The sequence below is a fragment of the Sphingobium sp. CECT 9361 genome, assembly GCF_918741285.1.
Lineage (GTDB): Bacteria > Pseudomonadota > Alphaproteobacteria > Sphingomonadales > Sphingomonadaceae > Sphingobium.
The window spans coordinates 24,737-44,682 of sequence record NZ_CAKKNC010000019.1 but is presented as its reverse complement, the minus strand read 5'-3'; the positions used below and the strand labels follow the sequence as shown (position 1 = coordinate 44,682).

The 19,946-nt window shown below is 60.7% G+C and carries 15 protein-coding genes; 8 read left to right on the top strand and 7 right to left on the bottom strand.

From position 1 onward, the window contains the following. The first annotated feature begins 80 nt into the window (after positions 1–80). The 7 genes from brxC to LQ220_RS19960 all read left to right on the top strand — a co-directional run bounded on the left by brxC (position 81) and on the right by LQ220_RS19960 (position 13,485). Positions 81–3,506 carry a BREX system P-loop protein BrxC gene (brxC, locus tag LQ220_RS19990; RefSeq protein WP_230189894.1) on the top strand — a complete coding sequence of 1,142 codons (3,426 nt, stop codon included), beginning with the start codon at positions 81–83 and terminating at the stop codon, positions 3,504–3,506. A 12-nt stretch (positions 3,507–3,518) separates the two neighbouring features. Continuing rightward, entirely contained in the window at positions 3,519–5,453 is a 1,935-nt protein-coding gene (locus tag LQ220_RS19985; RefSeq protein WP_230189893.1) for a BREX-1 system adenine-specific DNA-methyltransferase PglX, read from the top strand. Next, a complete protein-coding gene (locus LQ220_RS19980; protein WP_230189892.1) occupies positions 5,450–7,627 on the top strand; it encodes a BREX-1 system adenine-specific DNA-methyltransferase PglX in 2,178 nt (725 codons plus the stop codon). Before LQ220_RS19985 ends, LQ220_RS19980 begins: the two co-directional genes overlap by 4 nt. Further along, entirely contained in the window at positions 7,624–8,697 is a 1,074-nt protein-coding gene (locus LQ220_RS19975) for a RelA/SpoT domain-containing protein (protein ID WP_230189891.1), read from the top strand. The genes LQ220_RS19980 and LQ220_RS19975 overlap by 4 nt, the downstream gene beginning before the upstream one ends. A gap of 257 nt (positions 8,698–8,954) precedes the next feature. Beyond that, positions 8,955–11,249, top strand: coding sequence for a PglZ domain-containing protein (locus tag LQ220_RS19970; RefSeq protein WP_230189890.1), 2,295 nt, complete (start codon positions 8,955–8,957; stop codon positions 11,247–11,249). 2 nt (positions 11,250–11,251) lie between these two features. Next, on the top strand, positions 11,252–13,294 hold the full coding sequence (gene brxL / locus LQ220_RS19965; RefSeq protein ID WP_230189889.1) for a protease Lon-related BREX system protein BrxL: 2,043 nt from the start codon (positions 11,252–11,254) through the stop codon (positions 13,292–13,294). A gap of 32 nt (positions 13,295–13,326) precedes the next feature. Next, a complete protein-coding gene (locus LQ220_RS19960) occupies positions 13,327–13,485 on the top strand; it encodes a hypothetical protein (RefSeq protein WP_230189888.1) in 159 nt (52 codons plus the stop codon). A gap of 1 nt (position 13,486) precedes the next feature. On the opposite strand, the gene LQ220_RS19955 is transcribed toward LQ220_RS19960, so the two are convergent. Further along, on the bottom strand, positions 13,487–14,017 hold the full coding sequence (locus LQ220_RS19955) for a hypothetical protein (protein ID WP_230189887.1): 531 nt from the start codon (positions 14,015–14,017) through the stop codon (positions 13,487–13,489). A gap of 308 nt (positions 14,018–14,325) precedes the next feature. Here LQ220_RS19955 and LQ220_RS19950 point away from each other — a divergent pair, with 308 nt between their 5' ends. Beyond that, positions 14,326–14,553 (top strand): hypothetical protein, encoded by a 228-nt coding sequence (locus tag LQ220_RS19950; protein ID WP_230189886.1) that lies wholly within the window; start codon positions 14,326–14,328, stop codon positions 14,551–14,553. A 190-nt stretch (positions 14,554–14,743) separates the two neighbouring features. Here the strand turns inward: LQ220_RS19950 and LQ220_RS19945 are convergent, their stop codons facing one another. From LQ220_RS19945 to mobF, 6 genes are all read right to left on the bottom strand, one after another. Beyond that, complete coding sequence (locus LQ220_RS19945; protein ID WP_230189885.1) at positions 14,744–14,956, bottom strand: DUF5818 domain-containing protein; 213 nt, start codon at positions 14,954–14,956, stop codon at positions 14,744–14,746. Beyond that, complete coding sequence (locus tag LQ220_RS19940) at positions 14,953–15,222, bottom strand: hypothetical protein (RefSeq protein ID WP_230189884.1); 270 nt, start codon at positions 15,220–15,222, stop codon at positions 14,953–14,955. Before LQ220_RS19940 ends, LQ220_RS19945 begins: the two co-directional genes overlap by 4 nt. Positions 15,223–15,241: 19 nt before the next feature. Beyond that, a complete protein-coding gene (locus LQ220_RS19935; RefSeq protein WP_230189883.1) occupies positions 15,242–15,643 on the bottom strand; it encodes a DUF805 domain-containing protein in 402 nt (133 codons plus the stop codon). A gap of 12 nt (positions 15,644–15,655) precedes the next feature. Then, entirely contained in the window at positions 15,656–16,459 is an 804-nt protein-coding gene (locus LQ220_RS19930) for a CsgG/HfaB family protein (RefSeq protein WP_230189882.1), read from the bottom strand. Positions 16,460–16,634: 175 nt separating this feature from the next. Then, positions 16,635–16,838: a hypothetical protein gene (locus LQ220_RS19925; RefSeq protein ID WP_230189881.1), complete on the bottom strand. Its 204-nt coding sequence runs from the start codon at positions 16,836–16,838 to the stop codon at positions 16,635–16,637. Between the two features lie 45 nt (positions 16,839–16,883). Beyond that, positions 16,884–19,943 carry a MobF family relaxase gene (gene mobF / locus LQ220_RS19920; RefSeq protein ID WP_230189880.1) on the bottom strand — a complete coding sequence of 1,020 codons (3,060 nt, stop codon included), beginning with the start codon at positions 19,941–19,943 and terminating at the stop codon, positions 16,884–16,886. Positions 19,944–19,946: the final 3 nt, after the last annotated feature.

Genomic DNA, 19,946 nt, shown 5'->3' with positions numbered 1-19,946 from the left:
CGCAGGCAGCACATCATCCACGCCCACCCGGGTCACTTCTCAATGAAAATCCCGGGTCACTTCTCAGTGCAACTCAACACGTGGTGACCGATGCTATTCGGTCTCACTACACCAGTATTTTTGACGCGTTCCGAGAGACGCCAAACAAGCCGCACGAGGGTATTGCGATATGGGTGTCCGGATTCTTTGGCTCGGGCAAGTCCAGCTTTGCAAAGATGCTGGGTCTATCGATTGAAAACCGTGACGTGGCGGGAATCCCCGCCGGGGATCGGTTCGCCCAACGAGCCGGTGACAACAAGCTTCAGGTGCTTCTGAAGGCGATAAACGAGCAAATTCCAACACATGCAGTCATCTTCGACGTCTCGACCGACCGAGGCATAAGAAGCGGGAACCAGTCTCTCACCGAGATCATGTATGGGCTTTTCCTACAAAGCCTCGGCTACGCAAAAGATCTCGACCTCTCCGAGCTGGAAATCGCCCTTGAAGAGAAGGGGCAGCTTGAAGGGTTTGAGGCCGAATACGGGCGCCTCTTCAAGAAGGAATGGTCATACGAAAAAGGCAAAGTTGCTTTCGCCCTCAGCGAGGCCAGCCGGGTTCTACACAGCCTTGATCCAGAGACATACCCGATGGCCGATTCCTGGGTGAAGGCGGTCAAGAACAAGGCGGATATCTCACCGGGTAAGTTGGCGGAACGGGCGAATGAATTGATGAAGCGCCGGCGACCTGGCCAGGCGCTCATGTTCGTCATCGACGAAGTCGGCCAATTCGTCGCTCGTGACGTACAAAAGATGCTCGACTTGCAGGCCGTCGTTCAGAGCCTCGGCGTCAAAGGCCGCGGCAAACACTGGATCGTCGTCACCTCGCAAGAGAAGCTCGGCGAGCTTGTCAGTGGCCTCGACGACAAGAAGATCGAGCTTGCACGCCTCATGGATCGCTTCCCTCTGCAGGTTCATTTGGAGCCGTCGGATATCTCCGAGGTCACCAGCCGACGGGTCCTGTCGAAGAATGCCCCTGCGCAGAAGACGTTGGGAGAGCTATTTGACCAGCATCGCGGAAGGTTCACGGAACACACGCGTCTCACCGCCGATATCAAGCTGCCCGAGCTCGCGCGTGACAGTTTCATCGATCTCTATCCGCTGCTGCCTTATCAGATTGATCTGATCATCCAGGTCGTCTCGGGGCTTCGGACACAGGGCGGCGCGAGCAAGCACGTGGGCGGCGCAAACCGCACCATCATCAAGCTGGCCCAGCAGCTGCTCATCAACCCGGCCGTCAATCTTGCAGACCAGCCAATCGGCTTCGTAGCCAGGCTCGATCAGGTCTACGACCTCGTCGAGGGCAACATCGGCTCTGAGGTCCGGGCGAAGATCTCCGCCATATCCAAGGAACTTGAACATCCGCTCGCGCAGCCGGTCGCCAAGGTGATTTGCCTGCTGCAATACGTAAAGAGCGTTCACCGCACGGCGGAAAACATCGCGGCAGCGCTGCATCCCGGTGTCGCCGGGGATTCCCAGCTCGCCGCAGTGAAGGACGCGCTGCGTCAGCTCGAGGCTGCCAACAAGGTTCGCCTCGGCGACGACGGATATCGGATCCCGACGCCGGCGGAAGACGACTGGGAGCGCATTCGCAACGGCATCAGCCCCAAGCCGGGCGATGCACATCGAATCTACTCCGAGGTGCTGACCGCTTTCTGGCAGCCGCAGCCGACCCACACGCTCTTTGACACCAAGACGTTCAAAGCTGGCCTCTCCATCCATGGTCGAGAGGTCGTCGATGGCGACTTGACGTTCCACGTCCAACTCGCGGAAGTTGGCGCATCCTTCCAGACACTCGCGACGGAACTGCGCGCCCGCAGCCAACAGGAACGCAAGAGCGTGTTTTGGGCTGTCGCGCTCAACGACGCGATAGACCGAGAGACAGTCGAGCTCTTCCGCTCCAGGGAGATGCTGGCCAGGAAGGAACGCGAAGCCAAAACGGCGGACGAAACCGCGCTCATCGGCGAAGAGAAAATCCGGCAGAGACGCCACCAGGACGAACTCCGCCGGCTCATAAAGGCCGCCTGCCTGGCAGGCGGTGTCAGTTTCCGCGGCAATGACCGGAGCCCCGACGATCGGGCCGTCGACATGGGCAAGAGCGCGGCTGACATCCTGAGCGATGTGCTCCCGGAGGTATTCGATCGCTTCAAGGAAGCCGCCGCCAAGCCTGCCGACTTGAAGAAGGGCGTCGATGCGCTGTTTACTGCGGAGAACCTCCAAGGTCTTCCGTCGGTGTTCAGCACGCTCGGGCTCTTGCGCGACGAAAAGGGGAAGACCGTTTTCCGTGCTGAAAGTGGCGCCTTGGCCGAGGTGCTGTCACGGATCGAGGAGCGCGCCAATTACGGGGATACCGCGAGCGGCCGATTCCTCGCGGACGAACTGGCGAAAGAGCCCTTCGGTTGGGACTTCGAAGTTGTCCGGCTGCTTGTGCTCTCTTTGCTGCGTGCGGGAAAGATTCAGGCGACCAGCAAAGGCCAGACGATCGACTCCGCGACAGGGATCGAAGCCCGCGACACTTTCTCGAACAACAATTTCTTCCGTCAGGCCTCGTTCCGGCCGAAAAAGGGCATTGAGTTCGAGGAACTTGTGAAGGCATCGGAGGCCTTCCGGGACACGTTTGGAAGCGAAGTCCGCGAGCTCAATGCCGGCGCCATCGTGTCCGAGCTTCGCAAGGAGATCGCGCGACATGAGGACCCGGTTGCCTCAGCGCACGGCCAGCTCATCGCATCTCGCCTTCCCGGCGCTACGGTCATCGAGGGGGCCATCGGTCAGATGAAGGCCGTCCTGCGCGGTTCAGAGGACAACGCGATCGCCACGTTCAATGCGTCGCATCGCTCCATCAAGGACGCCATCAAACGCGCGACCGAAATTGAACAAGCACTCTCGGAGCCTCGCTTGCGGGACCTTGATCGGGCGCGAGAGGCGCTAAAGACGGCTTGGCCCTTCCTGCGCGGTGAGTCTGATGTGAGCGATGATCTCCGAGCCAAGGCGGCGGAGCTTGAAGATCTCTTGGCACGCGAGACCTTCTACCGGGAGCTGCCAACGATCGAGCAAAACGCGTCGGCGATCGACGCCGAGTACGAGCGTCGATTTGACGAAGCGTTGGCAGTTCGGATTGCGGCGTACACACAAGCGCTGGACCGACTGGCACATACTCCTGGCTGGGACGGCATCGACCAGGATCAGCAGCAGAGGCTTGCGTCACCCTTGGAGCGCGGAAAGACGCGGGACCAAGAGCGGGTGCCGATTCCTCAGCTCCGTTCGGAGCTGGATGCCTGCGAGGCTCGTCTGCAAGACGCCATCGCGGAGCTGCACCGCATCGTCGACGGCGATCGTGTCGCGACGGTGAGACTGGGCGGCTATTTCTCTGGAGGGGTCGAGACCGAAGAACAGCTCGATTCCGCCCTCGCCGGCATTCGGGAAGAGTGTTCACGCCTGATCGGCACTGGCAAAAAGGTGATCGTCCAATGATCGGCGCGCTCCATGGATAAGGCGAAGCGCAACGCCATTGAACGAGCGACCCAGCAAGCGCGGAAGCTGCTTGATGAGGATTTTTCGTCGCAGCTCGAAGGGACATTCGACGTATTGCGAAGCGGCGTCATCGCTCCGACCGGCGGCGCGCATCTTTCAGCCCGCCAGCAGTTTCAGCGGGACAAGATCGTCGCCACCATCGAACACAAACGTGCCGCTGGGACGGCCGTCGTGGAGGCGGTCACGGACTATGTGCGGGATTCCGCCTTCACGACGCTTAATCGCTTTGTCGCGCTCAAGATGCTGGAGGCGCGCCAACTGGTCCAAGAGTGCATCACGAAAGGCGAACAGTCCGCCGGTTTCAGAGAGTTCTGCGGAATGGCACCAGGGGTGGCCTTGCTCCCCGATGCCGCAGGCTATCGCCTCTATGTTGAGAACCTCTTCGACGAGTTCTCAACCGAGATAAAGGTCCTGTTCGACCGCCGCGACGCCGCGTCCGTCCTGTGGCCCAAGCGGCAGACATTTGAGGCGCTGCTGGCCATCCTCAACGCACCTGATTTATCGGGGGTTTGGGGTGAGGATGAGACGATCGGATGGGTCTACCAGTTCTTCAATAGCGGCGAAGAACGCAAGAGAATGCGCGAAGAGAGTCAGGCCCCGCGCAACAGCCGCGAACTGGCCGTGCGCAACCAATTTTTCACGCCGCGATATGTGGTGCAATTTCTTGTCGACAACACGCTTGGCCGCCTCTGGCTTGAGATGCATGGCGAGCAAACGCGGCTGATCGAGCTCTGTGAGTATCTAGTGCGCTCCGCAGACGGCCCTATTCAGGCACGCCCGCGGAAGGATCCGCGCGACCTCCGCGCCCTGGACCCCGCCTGCGGCTCGGGACACTTTCTGCTCTACACCTTTGATCTCCTGCTGGTGATCTACGAGGAAGCCTGGTCGGCTGGGGGTGTCGGTCCCATAAGTGAAGTGACGGAACGTTCGCTGTGCGAAGACTATCCGGAGCTCGCCGATCTGCGCCGAGCAGTTCCGAGGTTGATCGTTGAACATAATCTCCACGGCGTGGACATCGACCCGCGCTGTGCGCAGATCGCGGCCTTGGCGCTCTGGCTGCGGGCGCAGCGCGCTTGGAAAGATCTTGGCATTATAGCAGCCGATAGGCCGCGCATTCAGCGCACGCATATCGTGGTGGCAGAGCCGATGCCGGGCGACGCTGGACTGGTTGAGGAATTCGCTGCGCGGCTTGATCCACCGCTACTACGAGACCTGTTCAAGAAGATGGTCGGCGAAAGCCGCTTAGCAGGCGAGCTTGGTACGCTCCTTCGTGTGGAAGACGGTATAGCGGCAGAGCTGCGCCGGGCTCGCGAGCAATTTGTAAAGCAGCGTCAGGCTACCGCTTTTCTGCCAGGCATGGAGCCCGTGCCAAAACAGGGCTCGCTGGATCTCTCCGGCATCGATGACGACGGCTTTTTCCACGAGGCCGAGGCTCGCATCGCAGAGGCATTGTACACGTTCGCGGAGACTGCCACCGGCAGTGCAAGCGTCCGCCGGCGGTTGTTCGCGGGCGATGCAGCCCAGGGCGTCGCACTGATCGATTTGGTACGAACTCGGTTCGACCTGGTGTTGATGAATCCCCCCTTCGGGGCCTGTAGTCTCGGGGCGAAGGCGGAATTCGAGAAGAGCTTCCCGCGCACGAAGAACGACGTTTACGCCGCATTCGTCGAGCGCGGGATTGAGCTTCTCCACCCACATGGCCTGCTTGGCGCGATCACTTCGCGAACTGGCTTCTTCTTGTCCAGCTTTCAAAAATGGCGCGAGGAAATCCTGCTGAGGGAGGCACCACCTGTCGTCTTTGCGGATCTTGGCTATGGAGTGCTGGACAGCGCCATGGTTGAGGTCGCGGCCTACTGCCTCGAGAAGAGCAAGGAGGTGGTGGCATGAAGACGGTTTTCTTGCGAGCTGTGGAAGCCGATGACAAGGCGGCAGCCCTGCGTACAGCCATCACCGATCCTGCCGCAGCGTTAGGAAGAATTCGGTTCGATGTGGACACGGAGAGCTTCGAGCTAGTTCCTGGGGCGCCCTTTTCGTACTGGGTCAGTGAGAAGATACGACGTTTATTTGTCGATCTTCAGCCGCTTGAGTCTTCTGGGACGGTAGCGAGACGTACAAATGGTACCACCGATGACGGTCGTTGGATTCGAGCGGCATGGGAGGTGCCATTCCATTCGGAGCGTGACGATTGGAGTTGGGTTCCACACCTCAAGGGTGGTTCATTCTCGACCTACTATTCAGACGTACATCTGGTGATTCATTGGGATCGTCTGCGGCTGACTTATCCTGGGTATTTGGGTACGGTTCACAGGCCGGACGTTCGGCCCGCTTCATTGCAATATTTCTTTCGCCCAGGGCTCACTTGGCCGCGACGAACGAATGGTCTCTCTTTTCGTCTGATGCCTTCAGGCTGCATCTTCGGGGATAAAGGGCCCGCAGTATTTGTCTCGAATGATGCGCCAGATAATCTGTTAGCAATTTGCGCCGTCGTAAACTCAGCCGCATATTGTTCGCTTGTCGCGCTCCAGCTTGCGCGTACCGAGCTTGCCCAGTCATTCGAGGCAGGACTTATACAGCAGACACCTGTCCCCTACCTCTCGGAAGAGGAGCTTGCCGGTCTTTCTCGCCTTTCCCACCAAGCATGGTCTTTGAAACATAAACTTGATACCCGCACAGAGAACTCTCACGCCTTTGTGCTGCCTCCGTTACTTCAGGCCACGGGTGAATCGGTGGCCGCGCGAACCAACAATTGGGTTGAGCATGTGCGTTCGACTGAGGCAGGACTGGCTGCAATCCAGGCGCTGATCGACGTTCGCTGCTTCGACCTATACGGAATACACGAAGAAGATCGGCGCACTATCACTCAGGGCTTTGGCGCTCAGGCCCCCGAAATCGCCGAAGCCGAGACAGAGAACGACACCGAGGAGGAGACCGCGTCTGACATAGACGAGAATGACGATGGTGGGGGCAACGCCGATGCAATGAGCCTTGCGGCCGGATTCGTCTCTTGGGCGGTTGGGGTTGCGTTTGGGCGCTTCGACATGCGCCTCGCCATCGATGCGCCTGTCCAGCCGCAAGAACCGGATCCCTTCGAGCCGCTTCCGGTCTGTTCGCCAGGCATGCTTACTGGCGATCACGGCCTGCCGGTCGCGAACCAGCCGGAGGGATATCCAATTGCATTTCCGGGAAACGGCATTCTCGTCGATGACCGGGGACATAGGCATGACCTCGCCACGGCGGTGCGCTCAGTGTTTGATGAGGTCTTTAAGCCGAACGCCGATACGTGGTGGAATCAGGTTGCTGCCCTGCTTGACCCAAAGAATCACGATTTGCGGCAATGGATGGCGTCGAGTTTCTTCGAATATCACCTGAAGCGTTACTCCAAGAGTCGCCGCAAGGCTCCAATATATTGGCAGCTTGCGGTTCCCTCTGGCCAATATAGTGTTTGGCTCTATTCACACCGACTCACCCGCGATAGTCTCTTTCAAGTTCAGAACGACGTGGTGATCCCCAAACTCGCTCACGAAGAGCGACAGCTCATTAGCCTCGTTCAAACTACCGGTTCAAATCCCTCAGCGAAAGAACGCACGGAAATCGCCGAACAGGAGGCCTTCGTCGGAGAGCTTCGTTCTCTCGTCGAAGAGGTCAAGCGCGTTGCCCCGCTCTGGCAATCAGCGCTCGACGACGGCGTGGTGCTGACTATGGCGCCGCTCTGGCGACTCGTGCCGCAGCACCGGTCCTGGCAGAAGGAGCTGAAAGGCAGGTGGGACGAACTTGCGTCGGGGAAATACGGTTGGTCGCACGCTGCCATGCATTTATGGCCCGAGCGCGTGATTCCGAAATGCGCGACGGACCGTAGCCTCGCCATCACCCACGGACTTGAGGATGTTCTTTGGGCGGAAGGGGATGATGGGAAGTGGAAGCCACGACCAACTCCAAAGCGCCCTGTCGATGAGCTTGTCCGTGAACGGACCTCAGTTGCGGTCAAAGCGGCACTAAAGGAGCTTACCGAAGCCTCAGCACCAAGCGGTCCGAAGGAAAGAACAAGGAGATCATCGCCGTGACGATCTCCGAAGACACCATCAAGAACGCAGTTCTCCGCTATCACCGCGAGTACGACAGGTATCTGAAGCTCTCGGCGCGCGTCGCGGAGATCTGCAGGTTTGAGATCGTCGAGGGAAACGCGATCCGCGCGCAAGTGACCTATCGCGCGAAGAGTCCCAAAAGCCTTGAGGGCAAACTCCGTCGCTTTGCGGCGTCTGGAAAGAAGGATCTGCCGAGTGTGCAATCGGTATTTGACGCGGTACGCGATCTCGCCGCCGTGCGGATAGCCACCTACGAGCAGAGGCATGAGGACCAAGTCGTACAGTTGGTATGCAAGCGGTTCGTGGATTTGCGTGGCGCTTCGCCGAACAGCGAGAGGAAAGACAAGAACGCGGCTGACAATAGCAACTTCTACAGGGCCACGCATATCGAGGCTTTTTTACCAGAGACCGATGTGATCGGTACTTACGCGAATGTCTCGGACGTCCCTTGCGAAATCCAAATCTGCAGTATGATGGCCCATGTGTGGAATGAGGTCGAACACGACCTTGGCTACAAGCCCCTGACAGGTTCGCTTTCCGAGCAAGAGCGCAGTCTCCTAGTCTCGCTCGGATTCGCCGTTCGGCAGGGCGACATAACAATCGGCAACTTGTTCTCTGAAACCGAGCGGCGCCAGCGCGAACACGGTGGCGTTTTCACGGACGTCTATGACTTTGTCGCGCGAGTCCGCGGATGGTTTCCCGATATCGATTTTGGTCGAAACGCCGGCCCACTCTACGAAGCGCTACAGCCGATTCGATTAGTTTCCCCGGAAGGCATACGCCGATTGATAGCTGCTCCGGAGCCGATGACAGAGCCAGGGCAGAAAGCTCTCGATGAGTTCACCGCAAAGCTAGCGGTGAAAGGTGAAGCACGCTTCACGCTCGACAGGAATTCGTCTGATCTCCTGCTGGTTCTGCTTTTGCCGCAGCTTGCGAGGCACATCATTTCTTCGTCCGGCGATGCGGTGTCCGACGGCATTGCGCGCCTGCGCTGGTTCGCCTCCCGCTTTCAAGAATTGTCCAAGGTGGAAAGCGGAGGTCTCAGCTGATGCACCCCTTGCAAGACTATATTTCGAATCAGCTCGCCGAGAGGCTCAAAGCCAGGAAGGTAGTTGTCTGGTACGATGTTCGCCGCGAGTTCGCGTCGTTCATCGCTGAATTGCGGGGTAGCGCGCGGACCAGCGATGAGGCTGTGCCGGTGACCGTTAGCGGCACTGCGGCGCGGTTGACGGAATATGACGGCTCGATGTTCGAGCTTCGGACGGTCGTAGAGCCCTTTGTATGTGGGGATGCGCCGTCCGAGTGCATGATCGTTTACCTGCCCGGCTGTGAGCGTGATCGCCACGGCTCGGTCCTGATGGAACTGGAAAAGGCTGGCGACTGCTATGAGCCGCAGCTGAAGCGGCTCGCGCGCAATGTTCTGCGCCAGCGATACACCGACGGCGTCATTGATGAGATGCTTGCACCGGAGCGTGTGTCCTATGAGGACCTCGCGCGTGCATCGTCGGACACCTCGTCGACCGAGCCGCCATCGGTCTTGAAGTCGATCTTCCACAGCACGTCGGGGAACGAGGGCATCATCGCGGCATGGCTCGCAAGCGACGAGCGCGATGCCGAGATCGAGGCAAAAGAGGCGACTCGTGAGCTGGTGAAGCTTGTGCGTTCGAAGCTCGGGCTGGAGCTTCCTGACGACGCCGCATTGTCAAAGCTGCGATCCATCACCTTGCGGTATGGCCTTGCAGGTGAATTCAGATGTGATCTCAGCGGCACCCCCCCTTCGGTTCTTGACGCTATCCCAGCGCCGAAGTCCAGGGATGAGGAAGGAGCGGTTCGGGAGCTCGCCCATCAGCTTCGCTCGAGGTTCTCCGACGTCTATCCCGCGATGGCAGATCGCGTGGAGGCCGAGCTGGGGCTTTGCGACGCCGTCGTCCCCGCCGGGACTCTCGGGTCGATCGACACGTTCCGCTTTGAGGAACGCGTGCTGCTGGCCCATTGCGGCGACCTGGTCGCGGAGAGGAAGTTCGATCAGGCACTCGAAATCATTGGTGGGCGTGAGCATAGCTTCTGGCTAGATCGTGATGTCGGACGGAAGGCCCAGTGGGAGGCGTGTCGCCGCATGGCCGAGCTGGGGAGCCTCGGTGTGGCTGTGCGCGCCGCGGTCGGGAAAGCTGGTGGCGACGCCAATGCCTGGATTGGCGCATACGCAGCCAAAGACGGCTGGTTCAAATTGGACCAGGCTCAACGCCGCCTTGAGGCATGGGTCGCGAATCTCGACGACGAACCGGAGGAGCGTCCGCTGGGGGTGGTTCGGGGCGTCTACGAAGACGCCTGCCGCGCCATGGCCGATGGCTTTACGAGAGCTCTTGTCGCGGCAAAATGGACGGTCTCGCCGTCGTTGCACCAAACACGAATATACAGCGAGATCGTCTCGGAGCAGCCCAAGCCCGTAGCGTATTTCTTCGTTGACGCCATGCGTTTCGAGATGGGCGTCGAACTCTCCGAGCGGCTTCCAAAGTCCGTGGAAGTCAGCGTGCGACCTGCTGTCTGCGCGCTGCCGAGCATCACGCCGATTGGTATGGCCGCACTTCAGCCGGGGGCATCGTCAAGCTTCAGCGTTGTCGAGCAGGCCGGGATGCTCGGTGCAAAAATCGACGACGCTTTCCTTCCCGACCTAGCCGCGCGGAAGAAATTTGCCGCCTCGCGCGTGCCCAAGCTTGCCGATATGGCTCTGGACGAACTGCTCAGTCTCCAACCCTCCCGGCTTGCCAAGAAGATCGAGGACGCCCAGGTCATCATCGTGCGGTCTCAGGAGATCGATCATGCTGGCGAGCGGGGATTCACCTTCCAGGCTCGTCAGGTGATGGATACGGTCATCGACAATCTAGCCCGGGCCATCCGCAAGCTTGCCGCCGCCGGCGTCGAGCATTGCGTGCTGACCGCTGATCATGGGCATCTGTTCTTCCCATCGGACCGCGACGAGTCCATGCGGATCGACGCGCCGGGGGGCGACGAGATTGACCTCCATCGTCGCTGTTGGATTGGGCGCGGCGGCGCAACCCCGGCTGGTTGCGTTCGGGTCACCGCCTCGGCGCTCGGGTATGAATCCGATCTGGATTTCGTGTTTCCCATCGGTAGCGGGGTATTCAAAGCGGGCGGGGATCTTGCCTTCCACCACGGCGGCCCCTCCTTGCAAGAAATGGTCATACCTGTGGTGACCGTCCGCATGAAGGCGAGAAAGGCAGAGCATACGGCCGCAGGACCGGTGACGGCGACGGGCCTGCCTGTCGCCGTCACGAACCGCATATTCAGCGTGACGATCCAACTCGACGGTAAAAATCTCTCGCTCTTCCCGAACGAGTTGGTGGTCCGACCGCTCCTGATTTCAGCCGGAAAGCAGGTTGGCGGAGTGGGTATGGCCGTCGATGGCGACTTTGATCGCGCGACAGGTTGCGTGAGGCTTCAGGCCGGTAAGCCCGTCACGGTCGCGTTCCTGCTGAGCGACGAGAGTTCACCATCTCTCCGGGTGGTCGTTCAAGATCCGACAACGGACGCCGAGCTGTACCGTTCACCCACCGACATCCCGGTTCGCCTCGGAGTTTGAGCATGAGCAACGGATCACCACCGACCCGCGACGCACTCGACAATAAGGCGAACCAACTGTTCGCTGGAAAGGTCGTCCGCAAGGATCTCGTTCGGAAGGTTAAGGTCGGGGCGAACGTCCCCGTGTTCGTGCTTGAGTTCCTACTGGGAAAATACTGCGCCTCGTCAGATGAAATTGCGATTCAGATGGGCTTGCAGGTCGTCAATGACACGTTGGCAAACAATTACATCCGGCCCGATGAGTCTGCGAAGGCGCAAAGCAAGGTCAAGGAGAACGGAAAATACTCATTCATCGACAAGGTTAAAGTTCGCCTGGTGGATTCTGATTACTGGGGAGAGGGTGTTAATTTTAACAACAAATTTCTTCATATCCCTAGTCAGTACGTGCGTGATTACGAGCGCCTGCTAATGGGCGGTGTCTGGGCTCAAGTCGATATGCGGTTTGAATCTGACGAGGAGACGAGAGGGAAGAATCCGTTCTGGATCGACAAGCTGGTCCCTATTCAAATCGCGACGTTCGACCTTGATGAGTACCGCGATGTCCGTAAGCAGTTTACGACCGACGAATGGATCGATCTCATCGTCCGAAGCATGGGGTATGAGCCTGGCGAGATGTCTCGACGGCTGAAGCTGCTGTTCTTGGTGCGGTTGATCCCGCTAGCGGAGCGAAACTACAACCTCGTGGAACTCGGTTCACGTGGCACCGGCAAGAGCTATGTCGTCCAGGAGGTCTCGCCTTACACCGCTCTCCTGACGGGAGGGACTACGGTCGCCAATCTGTTCGGTCACATGTCTGGGCGCCAAAAAGGCATGGTCCAGATCTGGGATGTCGTCGGTTTCGACGAGGTCGCTGATCTCCAGAAAATGCCGAAGGAAGTCATCACGACGATGAAAACCTACTGCGAGTCTGGCACGTTCCAGCGGGGACAGGAGGCTGTCGCAGGGGACGCCAGCATTGCGATGTTCGGTAATACCAATCTGCCGATCGACGTTATGGTTCAGACCGGCCACCTTTTCGCGCCGATGCCGGACACCATCCGCGACGACATGGCGTTCATCGATCGCCTGCACTTCTATCTCCCGGGTTGGGAGATCCCGCAGATGCGGAACGACCTGTTCACAGATCACTATGGGTTTGTCGTTGATTATCTCGCCGAAGCACTGCGCGAGATGCGCAAACACAATTTCACGGAGATCAGCGACAGGTACTTTTCAATGGGCGCTCACCTCAACGCCCGCGATCGTAAAGCCGTCCGGAAGACGGTGTCCGGTTTCATGAAGATTCTGTTTCCACATGGGGACGTGACCCAGGAAGAACTAGCGGAAATTCTTGGATTGGCTCTTGAAGGGCGCCGCCGCGTGAAAGAGCAGCTCAAGAAGATGGGCTCCTTCGAATATTATCAGACATCGTTTAGCTACACGCTCCAGGAAACAGGGGAGGAAAGGTTCGTAGGCGTGCCGGAGCAAGGGGGACGTGACCTAATCTCCCTGGATCCGCTTTCTCCTGGGACTGTATACACAGCCGGCGTGACATCCGACGGAACGGTTGGACTCTACCGCTTAGAGGTTTCGATTTCGAGCGGAGCCGGGAAAATGAAGTTGGCGGGCGGAGTTTCGGGAGCGATGAAGGAATCGGTTCAACGAGCTTTCAGCTACGTCCAGTCGAAGAAGGCGGAACTCGGCGTTGGACGCGAGCTTGAGACGTCGGATATGCATGTCGAGGTGATTGACCTATTGGGCAATCGTGTAGAGGCAGAGATTGGAATCGCGTTTTTTGTAGCGGCCTATTCTGCACTTCGAAAAGCACCGGTCAGTCCAGCATTGCTCGTACTCGGTGACATGAGTGTGCAGGGAAACATCAAACCGCTTCGATCGCTCACAGAGCCCCTTCAGGTCGCGATGGACAATGGGGCAAAGCGGGCTCTTATCCCCATCGAAAACAAGCGAAGTTTCTTGGATGTCAGTGCCGACATCATGGAACGTGTCGACCCGATTTTTTATGGAGATCCCAAAACGGCAGCCATGAAAGTCATAGGCGGTGTTTAATTCGTGCGCGGCCTTCATGATCAAGGGGGTGGATGAGGTATACGGCGGCACTTGATCCCCAGGAACTTGCGCGACGTGTCCAAGCGATGTCGGACGAGGGGCTGGTTCGAGCCTTCGTGCTTGGCGAGCTCGAGCGTCGCGAAACCGACGCTGCAGCAGCCGAGATCGAGCGCCGCAATTCGGACTTGTAGCTTAGCGCCGCGCGCCGAGAGCGTGGGCAGCTTGCGGGGTCAGCGTGTAGACCGCTTCGCGCTGCGCACCTCGATTTTGATGGTCGACGCGGTACCCTTGGTAGTGCCGGCGAACGAGCCCTGCCTTCACCAGATCGGAGACTGCCCGACTGACACTGCATCGACCCGATCGGAGCACACGGCGCCGCACCTCGGCGTCGATGATCGCATGGGCCTCAGCGGGATCGGCCGGCAGATCACCACTGCGGGAGAGTTCGTCGCGCACAGCGGCTGTCGTCGCGCGGCGCTTGGGATCACGCTGCGCCATCGGGACCATGGCATCCGAGAGCCAGTCCCGGACAGGAACACGGCGATCGGCATCCTTCACGTAGGGACCCGCACGCCCAGATGGTCCCGCCGCCTTAGCGATCAGGTTGAGCACCATGAACGTGTATCGAGGGCGGTCTGAAATGCCGGCCAGGCGCTCAAGAACCGCCGGCAGATCTAGGACCGTGCTGCCTTCGTCGCACACAAAGAGATCCGGTTGAAACATGGAACATTACAAGCACATCGGGTGCTCAGTGTGAATCCCTATTCGCACCCTTGCGAGCGAATTTCCGGCTATGGCACTTCACCGGACGCGCCAGATTGGCGCTCGTTATCGGCAGGATATTTCCTGCCTCCCCGTCTTCTGTAGAGCAACAGCAGTGGCACTTTACCCGATTTCGCGGTGTTCCGGGTAAAGTGCCACTGGCGGCAAACGCCCAGATGACAGCCCCGCGAGCTCCTGGCTTGACTCAAGCGGTCGGGAGATAGAACGTATAGGGAACATTTCAACCGCTCCCGAGTCGCACCAATGCTATGCGCCAGTCTATCGTCCTCGAACATCTGCGAGCGCATATCGCGCAGATCGAAGGCGTGGGTGCGAGCCATGGCGCGATCCCATTCGGCCTAAGCGAACTCGACGGCCGGTTGCCAGCTGGTGGCATCGCAACAGGCGCTCTCCATGAGATCACAGGCAGTCCCGAACTCGGCGGCATATTCGTGATCGAGAACAGCAGGACCAGCGCCAACGTCGCCAGGCCGTAGAGGGTGAACCCAAAATCCAACACCCCGCGCAGCCGCTTCGGGCCATTCCAGTCCAAAGGCCAACGGATCAGCATCATCGGTCGTTTGCAGGTGCCGCAGGTTTGGAGGTGGGATGCCCTGGGCCAATGGTCGATGGGACACCCGCAATAGGGGCAGGCCGGACGACGCACCGGGAAGGCGGAAGATCGGGTCAGCATGAGGGCGCCTCGTTCGCCGGCGCCAGATAATAAGCGGCGATCGCATTTCCTTCCGGAATGCCTTCAACGGTGATCGACCGACCATGCAGATGGTCGATGGCGACCTCCACGATCAATCGCCAGCGCGTGCCGTCCTCGATTCGGAGCAGGGGTCCTCGAGCACTGGACTCGACCACGCCGGCAAGACGAAGCCACTCTCCCGTCATCCGATAGCCTTCTCAAGCTGTACTGCCAGGTCCTCGGCCGAGGGTCCGTTGAAGCATTCCATAACACAGTGGAGCAGTGGCCGGCCGTTCGACGTGAGGTGCTTTCCGTCGCACCTGAGCGGCCGGTACGCGAGCCGCTGACACGGCGCGTTCTTCCTGTTGCGGAACCCGCAGGGTGCGGCGAGCGGCAAAAGGGCCGGCTCGGTGATCGGATCGTCAACGATCGGCGCGAGCGCTGCGCCGAAAAGATCGTGCTGGATGTCCATGGCGCTGCCTTTCGTGCTTCTATGCCGACGCCGGATTGCCAAAGCGATTGGGTCGCTTCGCTCCCGGCTCGATGCAGAGCCAGAGCTGGGCGACGATGGAGATCGCCGCGGCGCCCATCAGGATGGGAGCGTTGGTGTCGAGGGGATCGCCCATCATTCCGAGCAAGCCGATCCAGATGGCGTTCAGGCCGGAAAGGCCGACGTCGTGGAGCCGCTTCACGGTGATCGCGACGCTGACCCAAAGCATGAGCATGGCCAGACCAAGCACCGCCAGTGTCTGGGCACTGCCATGCTGGAGGATAGCGACGGGATTGTAGTGGACGAAACCGAAAGCCATCGCCCAACCAACGACGATGAGGCCGACGAACGGCCCTCGTCCGACCCGCCCCTTCAGAGCGAACAGTACCTCGCCGATATCCATGGCCCCACCCCGCTATTTGGCCTGAGCGGCAGGCGCGACCGGCGCAACGACGCCGGCGGATGGTATCCGGCGCTGGGCGTCCAGGGCGAGCTTCCTGAAGGAATCGAGCAGGGCCAGGGACGTGATCTTGCCGATATCCGTCGAGGTGTAGACGCCACCGAGCGCCCCTACCCCGATGCTCAGCAGGAGGCCGCCCCCGACGACGGAGACATCCCTTTTGCGTGCGGAGCCCGTTGCGATTGCGGTCTGCACGCCGGTCTTGACGTTCACCAGCGTCAGCATCGTCTGGCTCTCGAGCGTCTTGGTCTTGAGCCCGACGGCGGAACCGAACGTACCGCCGATTCCACCTCCTCCACCCAGGCTGTTGCTATCGGAGTAGAGGACCTGAGCGGTGAGCAGGTAATCGGCCGCGCGCAGCGTCGCCTTGTTGTACTCCGAGCCGTTGGCGACGGTGCCGCCGGCGGCGAGCTGGCGTTCCCGCTGTAGCGCATCGAACGCCTGGCCGCGCTCGACAACCTCGAAACAGCCCGAACGCGCGGCCAGGAGCTTCAGCAACGGAAGCGGGTCCACCTTTGCCGTGGATCCGCCATTCTGCCGTTCCGCCAGCTGGACGAGCGCTTTCATGCCGGGTGGGAGCTGGTCTTCCACGCCGGCGACGCTGCGATCCTCGACCAAGGCGACGCTGCCGAGGGGCTGGCTGCACCGCGGCAGTTCGGAATTTTCATCGACGCCGGTACCGCCCTGCCCGACCCGCTGGGCGGTCGCAGGGGAAACGAGTAATGCGGTGGCCGCAACGGCCAGCAAATAGCCTTCCATCGGGTTTCTCCGTTCAAAGACCGCCCGCATCGATCGGGCGACCGCACGCGCAGTGGGGCGCAAGCCGGGAGGGCAGCGGAAATGTCGAGTTTGGTCGATCCGGGGTGCGGTTGATCCGGATGGGTGAGCCGCACCTTTCGTCGACTCACCCTGCCTCCCCTCTCTCCTGCCCCTCTCAGCTCCATCCGTCGCGGCGGCCCTCGCCGCTGTCGCGCAGCGAGCGGCCATCGAGCGCGGAGCGACGGATCTCCAGCTCGACCTCATCACCTTTGCGGCGGGTGCGGATGTCGCGCATGTCGATGTTGTTGCGCTTGGCATAATCCTCGGCCGCTTTTTCGCTGCCGAACTTGCCGCCCTCATCGAAATCCCAACCACTCATAGTCAGTCTCCAAATTGGCCCCGGCACCGCGCCGGCGGCTTCACACTACAAATCGAGGCCGAGGCTCCGCTCCGGCAGCGGCGGCAGAATGTCGCCACGGTCGGGCTTGAGGTCCGGCGGTTTCTTGAGATCGTCGACCTTCGCCAGCTCGGCTGGCCTGGCAGGGCCATTCGGGAGCGGAGGGAGGTCGGTCGGAAAATCCGGCAGATTGGACAGGTCGACGCCGTCGATCGGGCCGGGATCGAACTTCTCCGGGATTTTCGGTCCCTTCTTCCCGTCGATATCGAGGCGGCCGAGGGTTTCGAGAGCGGAGGTCTTGTTGCCGGGATTCATGTCGAGCTGGCGGGTGAGCTTTTCCTTGTCGTCCACCACCATCGTCAACTCGTCGCGCACACGCGTGACCCCGACGTTGAACAGGCGCTGGTTCGAGAGATTCCTCTCATGGCTGGACATGACGGTGATCGCCTTGTCGGTCGTGATGCCCTGCGCCATGTGCATGTTGAGCGAGTAAGCGAGGTCGAGGCGCGACAGCATCGGATCGCCCAGGTCGAGGGTGAGGCGCTCTCTTCCGGCGGTTTCGACGGTGACGCCGTTCGCGTCGACGGTGAGCACGCGGGCGAGCGCGGAATTGTGAAGTCCGCGGTCCTTGTCGTTCGCGGTCCACCTGATCTTGTCGCCTTCGCGGAGGTGGAGATCCTTCTTCTCGGTGAGCTCGAGCCGGTCGCGTTTCTCTGTCGGCGAGAGCTTCTGCGGGTCGAAGCGGATTTTCCTTCGGCCGTCGCTCAGTTCGACCTTGCCATTGGGCAGCACTTTGGTGACGTCGTAGCGACCCCGCTCAAGGCCGACATCCTGCGCGCCGCCCCGCCCGACGTCGAGCGTCTGGCCGGGGCGATAGCTGGAAGCGTAGCGCAATTCCTCGCGGGTGAGATTGACTCGCTCGAAGACGGTGAGGTGGATGCCCTCGCCCTTGACGGAGCCCTCTGTTGCAAGGCCGTCCTGTATGCGCTGATTGATGATGGCGCGCGATGCGCGTCCGGAGGCGAAAACGGCGGTGGCTTCACGATCATCGCTCGATAGGCCGAGCCACATTTCGGCGGCCGCTTCAGCCGGATTCATGCTTTCGACGACATTGTCGCCCAGCACTTTCATCGCCTCACCCGCCTTGCCGATATTGGCGAGGGCGGCCACCGTGCGCAGCGTGTCGGTGCGCTGGCGGATATTCTCGTCCATCCGCGCCATCGTGCCGCCGCCCGCCTGGATCATGGCGAAGGACTTGCCGGCGTCGATCGACGAGAGCTGCTGGCGGTCGCCGACCAGGACCAGCTTGTCCACGCCCAGCGCTTCGCTGATTTGGTGCAGCTTGAGCATGTCGCTGCTCGAGACCATCGACGTCTCGTCGACCACCAGCATGGTGCCGCCGAATTTCGCCCGGGCCGCGTCATAGCGCGGGGTGTCGCGCTCGCTGATGTACCGCTCGTTGGCCAGCGCGAACGATGCGATGGTCTGGCTTTTGATGCCGGCATCCGCGGCCAGGTCCGCGACCATCTTGTTTTGGAAGGCAAGGCCGGTGACGTCGCGACCCTCCGCTTCGGCCACCCGCGCGACCGCCTCCAGCATGGTCGACTTGCCGGCGCCGGCGACGCCTTGCACGGTGACGGTGCGGTCCGCCGACGAGACGATCAGCGTCGCGGCGGCGAGCTGCCCAGGATTGAGATCGCGTGTCGCGGCTGCCTGGAGTCGCGCCGGCGCATCGCTGGCCGCGATGATGGGCGACGCCTTGCCGCGACCCGCCTCCACCGCTTTCAGGATGCTCTCCTCGGTGCGCAGAGCCTCTTGCGTCGTCACCATGCGGATGCCCTTGTCGCCATCGCGCACGGCGCCCGGGATGAGCTGCCGGTTCTCCACCATCTGCGCGATGCGACGCTCGACGGTGTCGATCGTCACACCCTTCAGGCCGAGGTCGAGCGCCGTCTTCGAGACGAGATTGACGTTGAAGGCCGCCTCTCGCTCCGAGAGGATTCGGATGGCCGATGCAACCGCGAGTTGGGTTCGTGCCTCGGCCGGCGATTGGGTCACGCGCGCGAGCGCGCTGTCGACCAGCGGATCGTGCGGGCGAAGGAAGGTGCCGATCTTTTCACGCGCACCGCTGATGGCGTCGCTAACCGCGCGGAATCCTCGTTCCAATTTGCTGTCGGCGAGCGAGTGACCCGCGCGCGCTACGGCGGAGGCAACCAGTCCCTTGCCGTCGAATCCGAGCGCTGCCGCCTTGTCGATCCAATCCTTCTGCAGGCCGTCGCGATCCTCGACGTTCAGTTTCGGATCGCGCGTATTGGCCGTGACGGCGAGGCGTCCCTTGGGGGACACAATGCCGAGTTCGGCTGCCTTTTCGAGGATCTGTTCACGGCGCTGGCTGAACGCCTCGAGGACCGCCTTTGGCACCCCGGAAATCTCGAAGGTGCCGTGCTTGCCCTTGGCATCGATCTGGTAGCCCAGCTTCTCCAGACCATCCCGCAGAAAGGCGTGATAGATCGAGCCGATCGTGGTGTTGCTGCTCCAGATCTTGTCGGCATGGAGCGCCTGCCATTTGCCGTCGGGCATCTTCGTTAGATTGGCAATGACGGCATGGATATGAGCTTGCGGATCGAGCGCGCGGCTCGTGTCGTGCTGGAAGAGCGCGTAGACGAGATTGCCGGTCTGCACCGGCACCTTGCGGCCCTCGACATCCTTGCGGCCTTCGGCGAGGTTTTTCTCGACCCATGCCATCGTCTTGCGGACAGCCGCCATGTTGGCGTTGAGCACCCGCTTGTCGCCGGCGATATAGGCCATCACCGATGCCGACTTGGGCATGGAGAATGTGAGGTCTACGCCCGCGCGCCGGTTCTCGACCTGGGCGACCCCTTCGCCATCGGGGAGAATGCCGTTCAGGATTCCTTCGAAAGCGTCCTTTGATACCTCGCCTTGCAGGCCGAGCGCGTCGGCCCCCTCGCCCGCCCACATGCTGACTTCGGACGAACCGTCGGCGGTATAATAATTGTCCTTGAAGTCGTCCTTGGCGAAGTAGTTCGCAGCGCCGGATGCGGAGCGGACGGAGGCAACCGAGAGCATGGG

What these genes read in the sequence shown, in the direction of transcription:
- mobF (WP_230189880.1), bottom strand. Translation starts at nt 19,943, where the DNA reads ATGCTCTCGGTTGCCTCCGTCCGCTCCGCATCCGGCGCTGCGAACTAC.
- LQ220_RS19945 (WP_230189885.1), bottom strand. Translation starts at nt 14,956, where the DNA reads ATGACGGGAGAGTGGCTTCGTCTTGCCGGCGTGGTCGAGTCCAGTGCT.
- LQ220_RS19980 (WP_230189892.1), top strand. Translation starts at nt 5,450, where the DNA reads ATGAAGACGGTTTTCTTGCGAGCTGTGGAAGCCGATGACAAGGCGGCA.
- LQ220_RS19935 (WP_230189883.1), bottom strand. Translation starts at nt 15,643, where the DNA reads ATGGATATCGGCGAGGTACTGTTCGCTCTGAAGGGGCGGGTCGGACGA.
- LQ220_RS19960 (WP_230189888.1), top strand. Translation starts at nt 13,327, where the DNA reads ATGAGGTATACGGCGGCACTTGATCCCCAGGAACTTGCGCGACGTGTC.
- LQ220_RS19930 (WP_230189882.1), bottom strand. Translation starts at nt 16,459, where the DNA reads ATGGAAGGCTATTTGCTGGCCGTTGCGGCCACCGCATTACTCGTTTCC.
- LQ220_RS19940 (WP_230189884.1), bottom strand. Translation starts at nt 15,222, where the DNA reads ATGGACATCCAGCACGATCTTTTCGGCGCAGCGCTCGCGCCGATCGTT.
- LQ220_RS19985 (WP_230189893.1), top strand. Translation starts at nt 3,519, where the DNA reads ATGGATAAGGCGAAGCGCAACGCCATTGAACGAGCGACCCAGCAAGCG.
- brxL (WP_230189889.1), top strand. Translation starts at nt 11,252, where the DNA reads ATGAGCAACGGATCACCACCGACCCGCGACGCACTCGACAATAAGGCG.
- LQ220_RS19925 (WP_230189881.1), bottom strand. Translation starts at nt 16,838, where the DNA reads ATGAGTGGTTGGGATTTCGATGAGGGCGGCAAGTTCGGCAGCGAAAAA.
- LQ220_RS19970 (WP_230189890.1), top strand. Translation starts at nt 8,955, where the DNA reads ATGATCGTTTACCTGCCCGGCTGTGAGCGTGATCGCCACGGCTCGGTC.
- LQ220_RS19950 (WP_230189886.1), top strand. Translation starts at nt 14,326, where the DNA reads ATGCGCCAGTCTATCGTCCTCGAACATCTGCGAGCGCATATCGCGCAG.
- LQ220_RS19955 (WP_230189887.1), bottom strand. Translation starts at nt 14,017, where the DNA reads ATGTTTCAACCGGATCTCTTTGTGTGCGACGAAGGCAGCACGGTCCTA.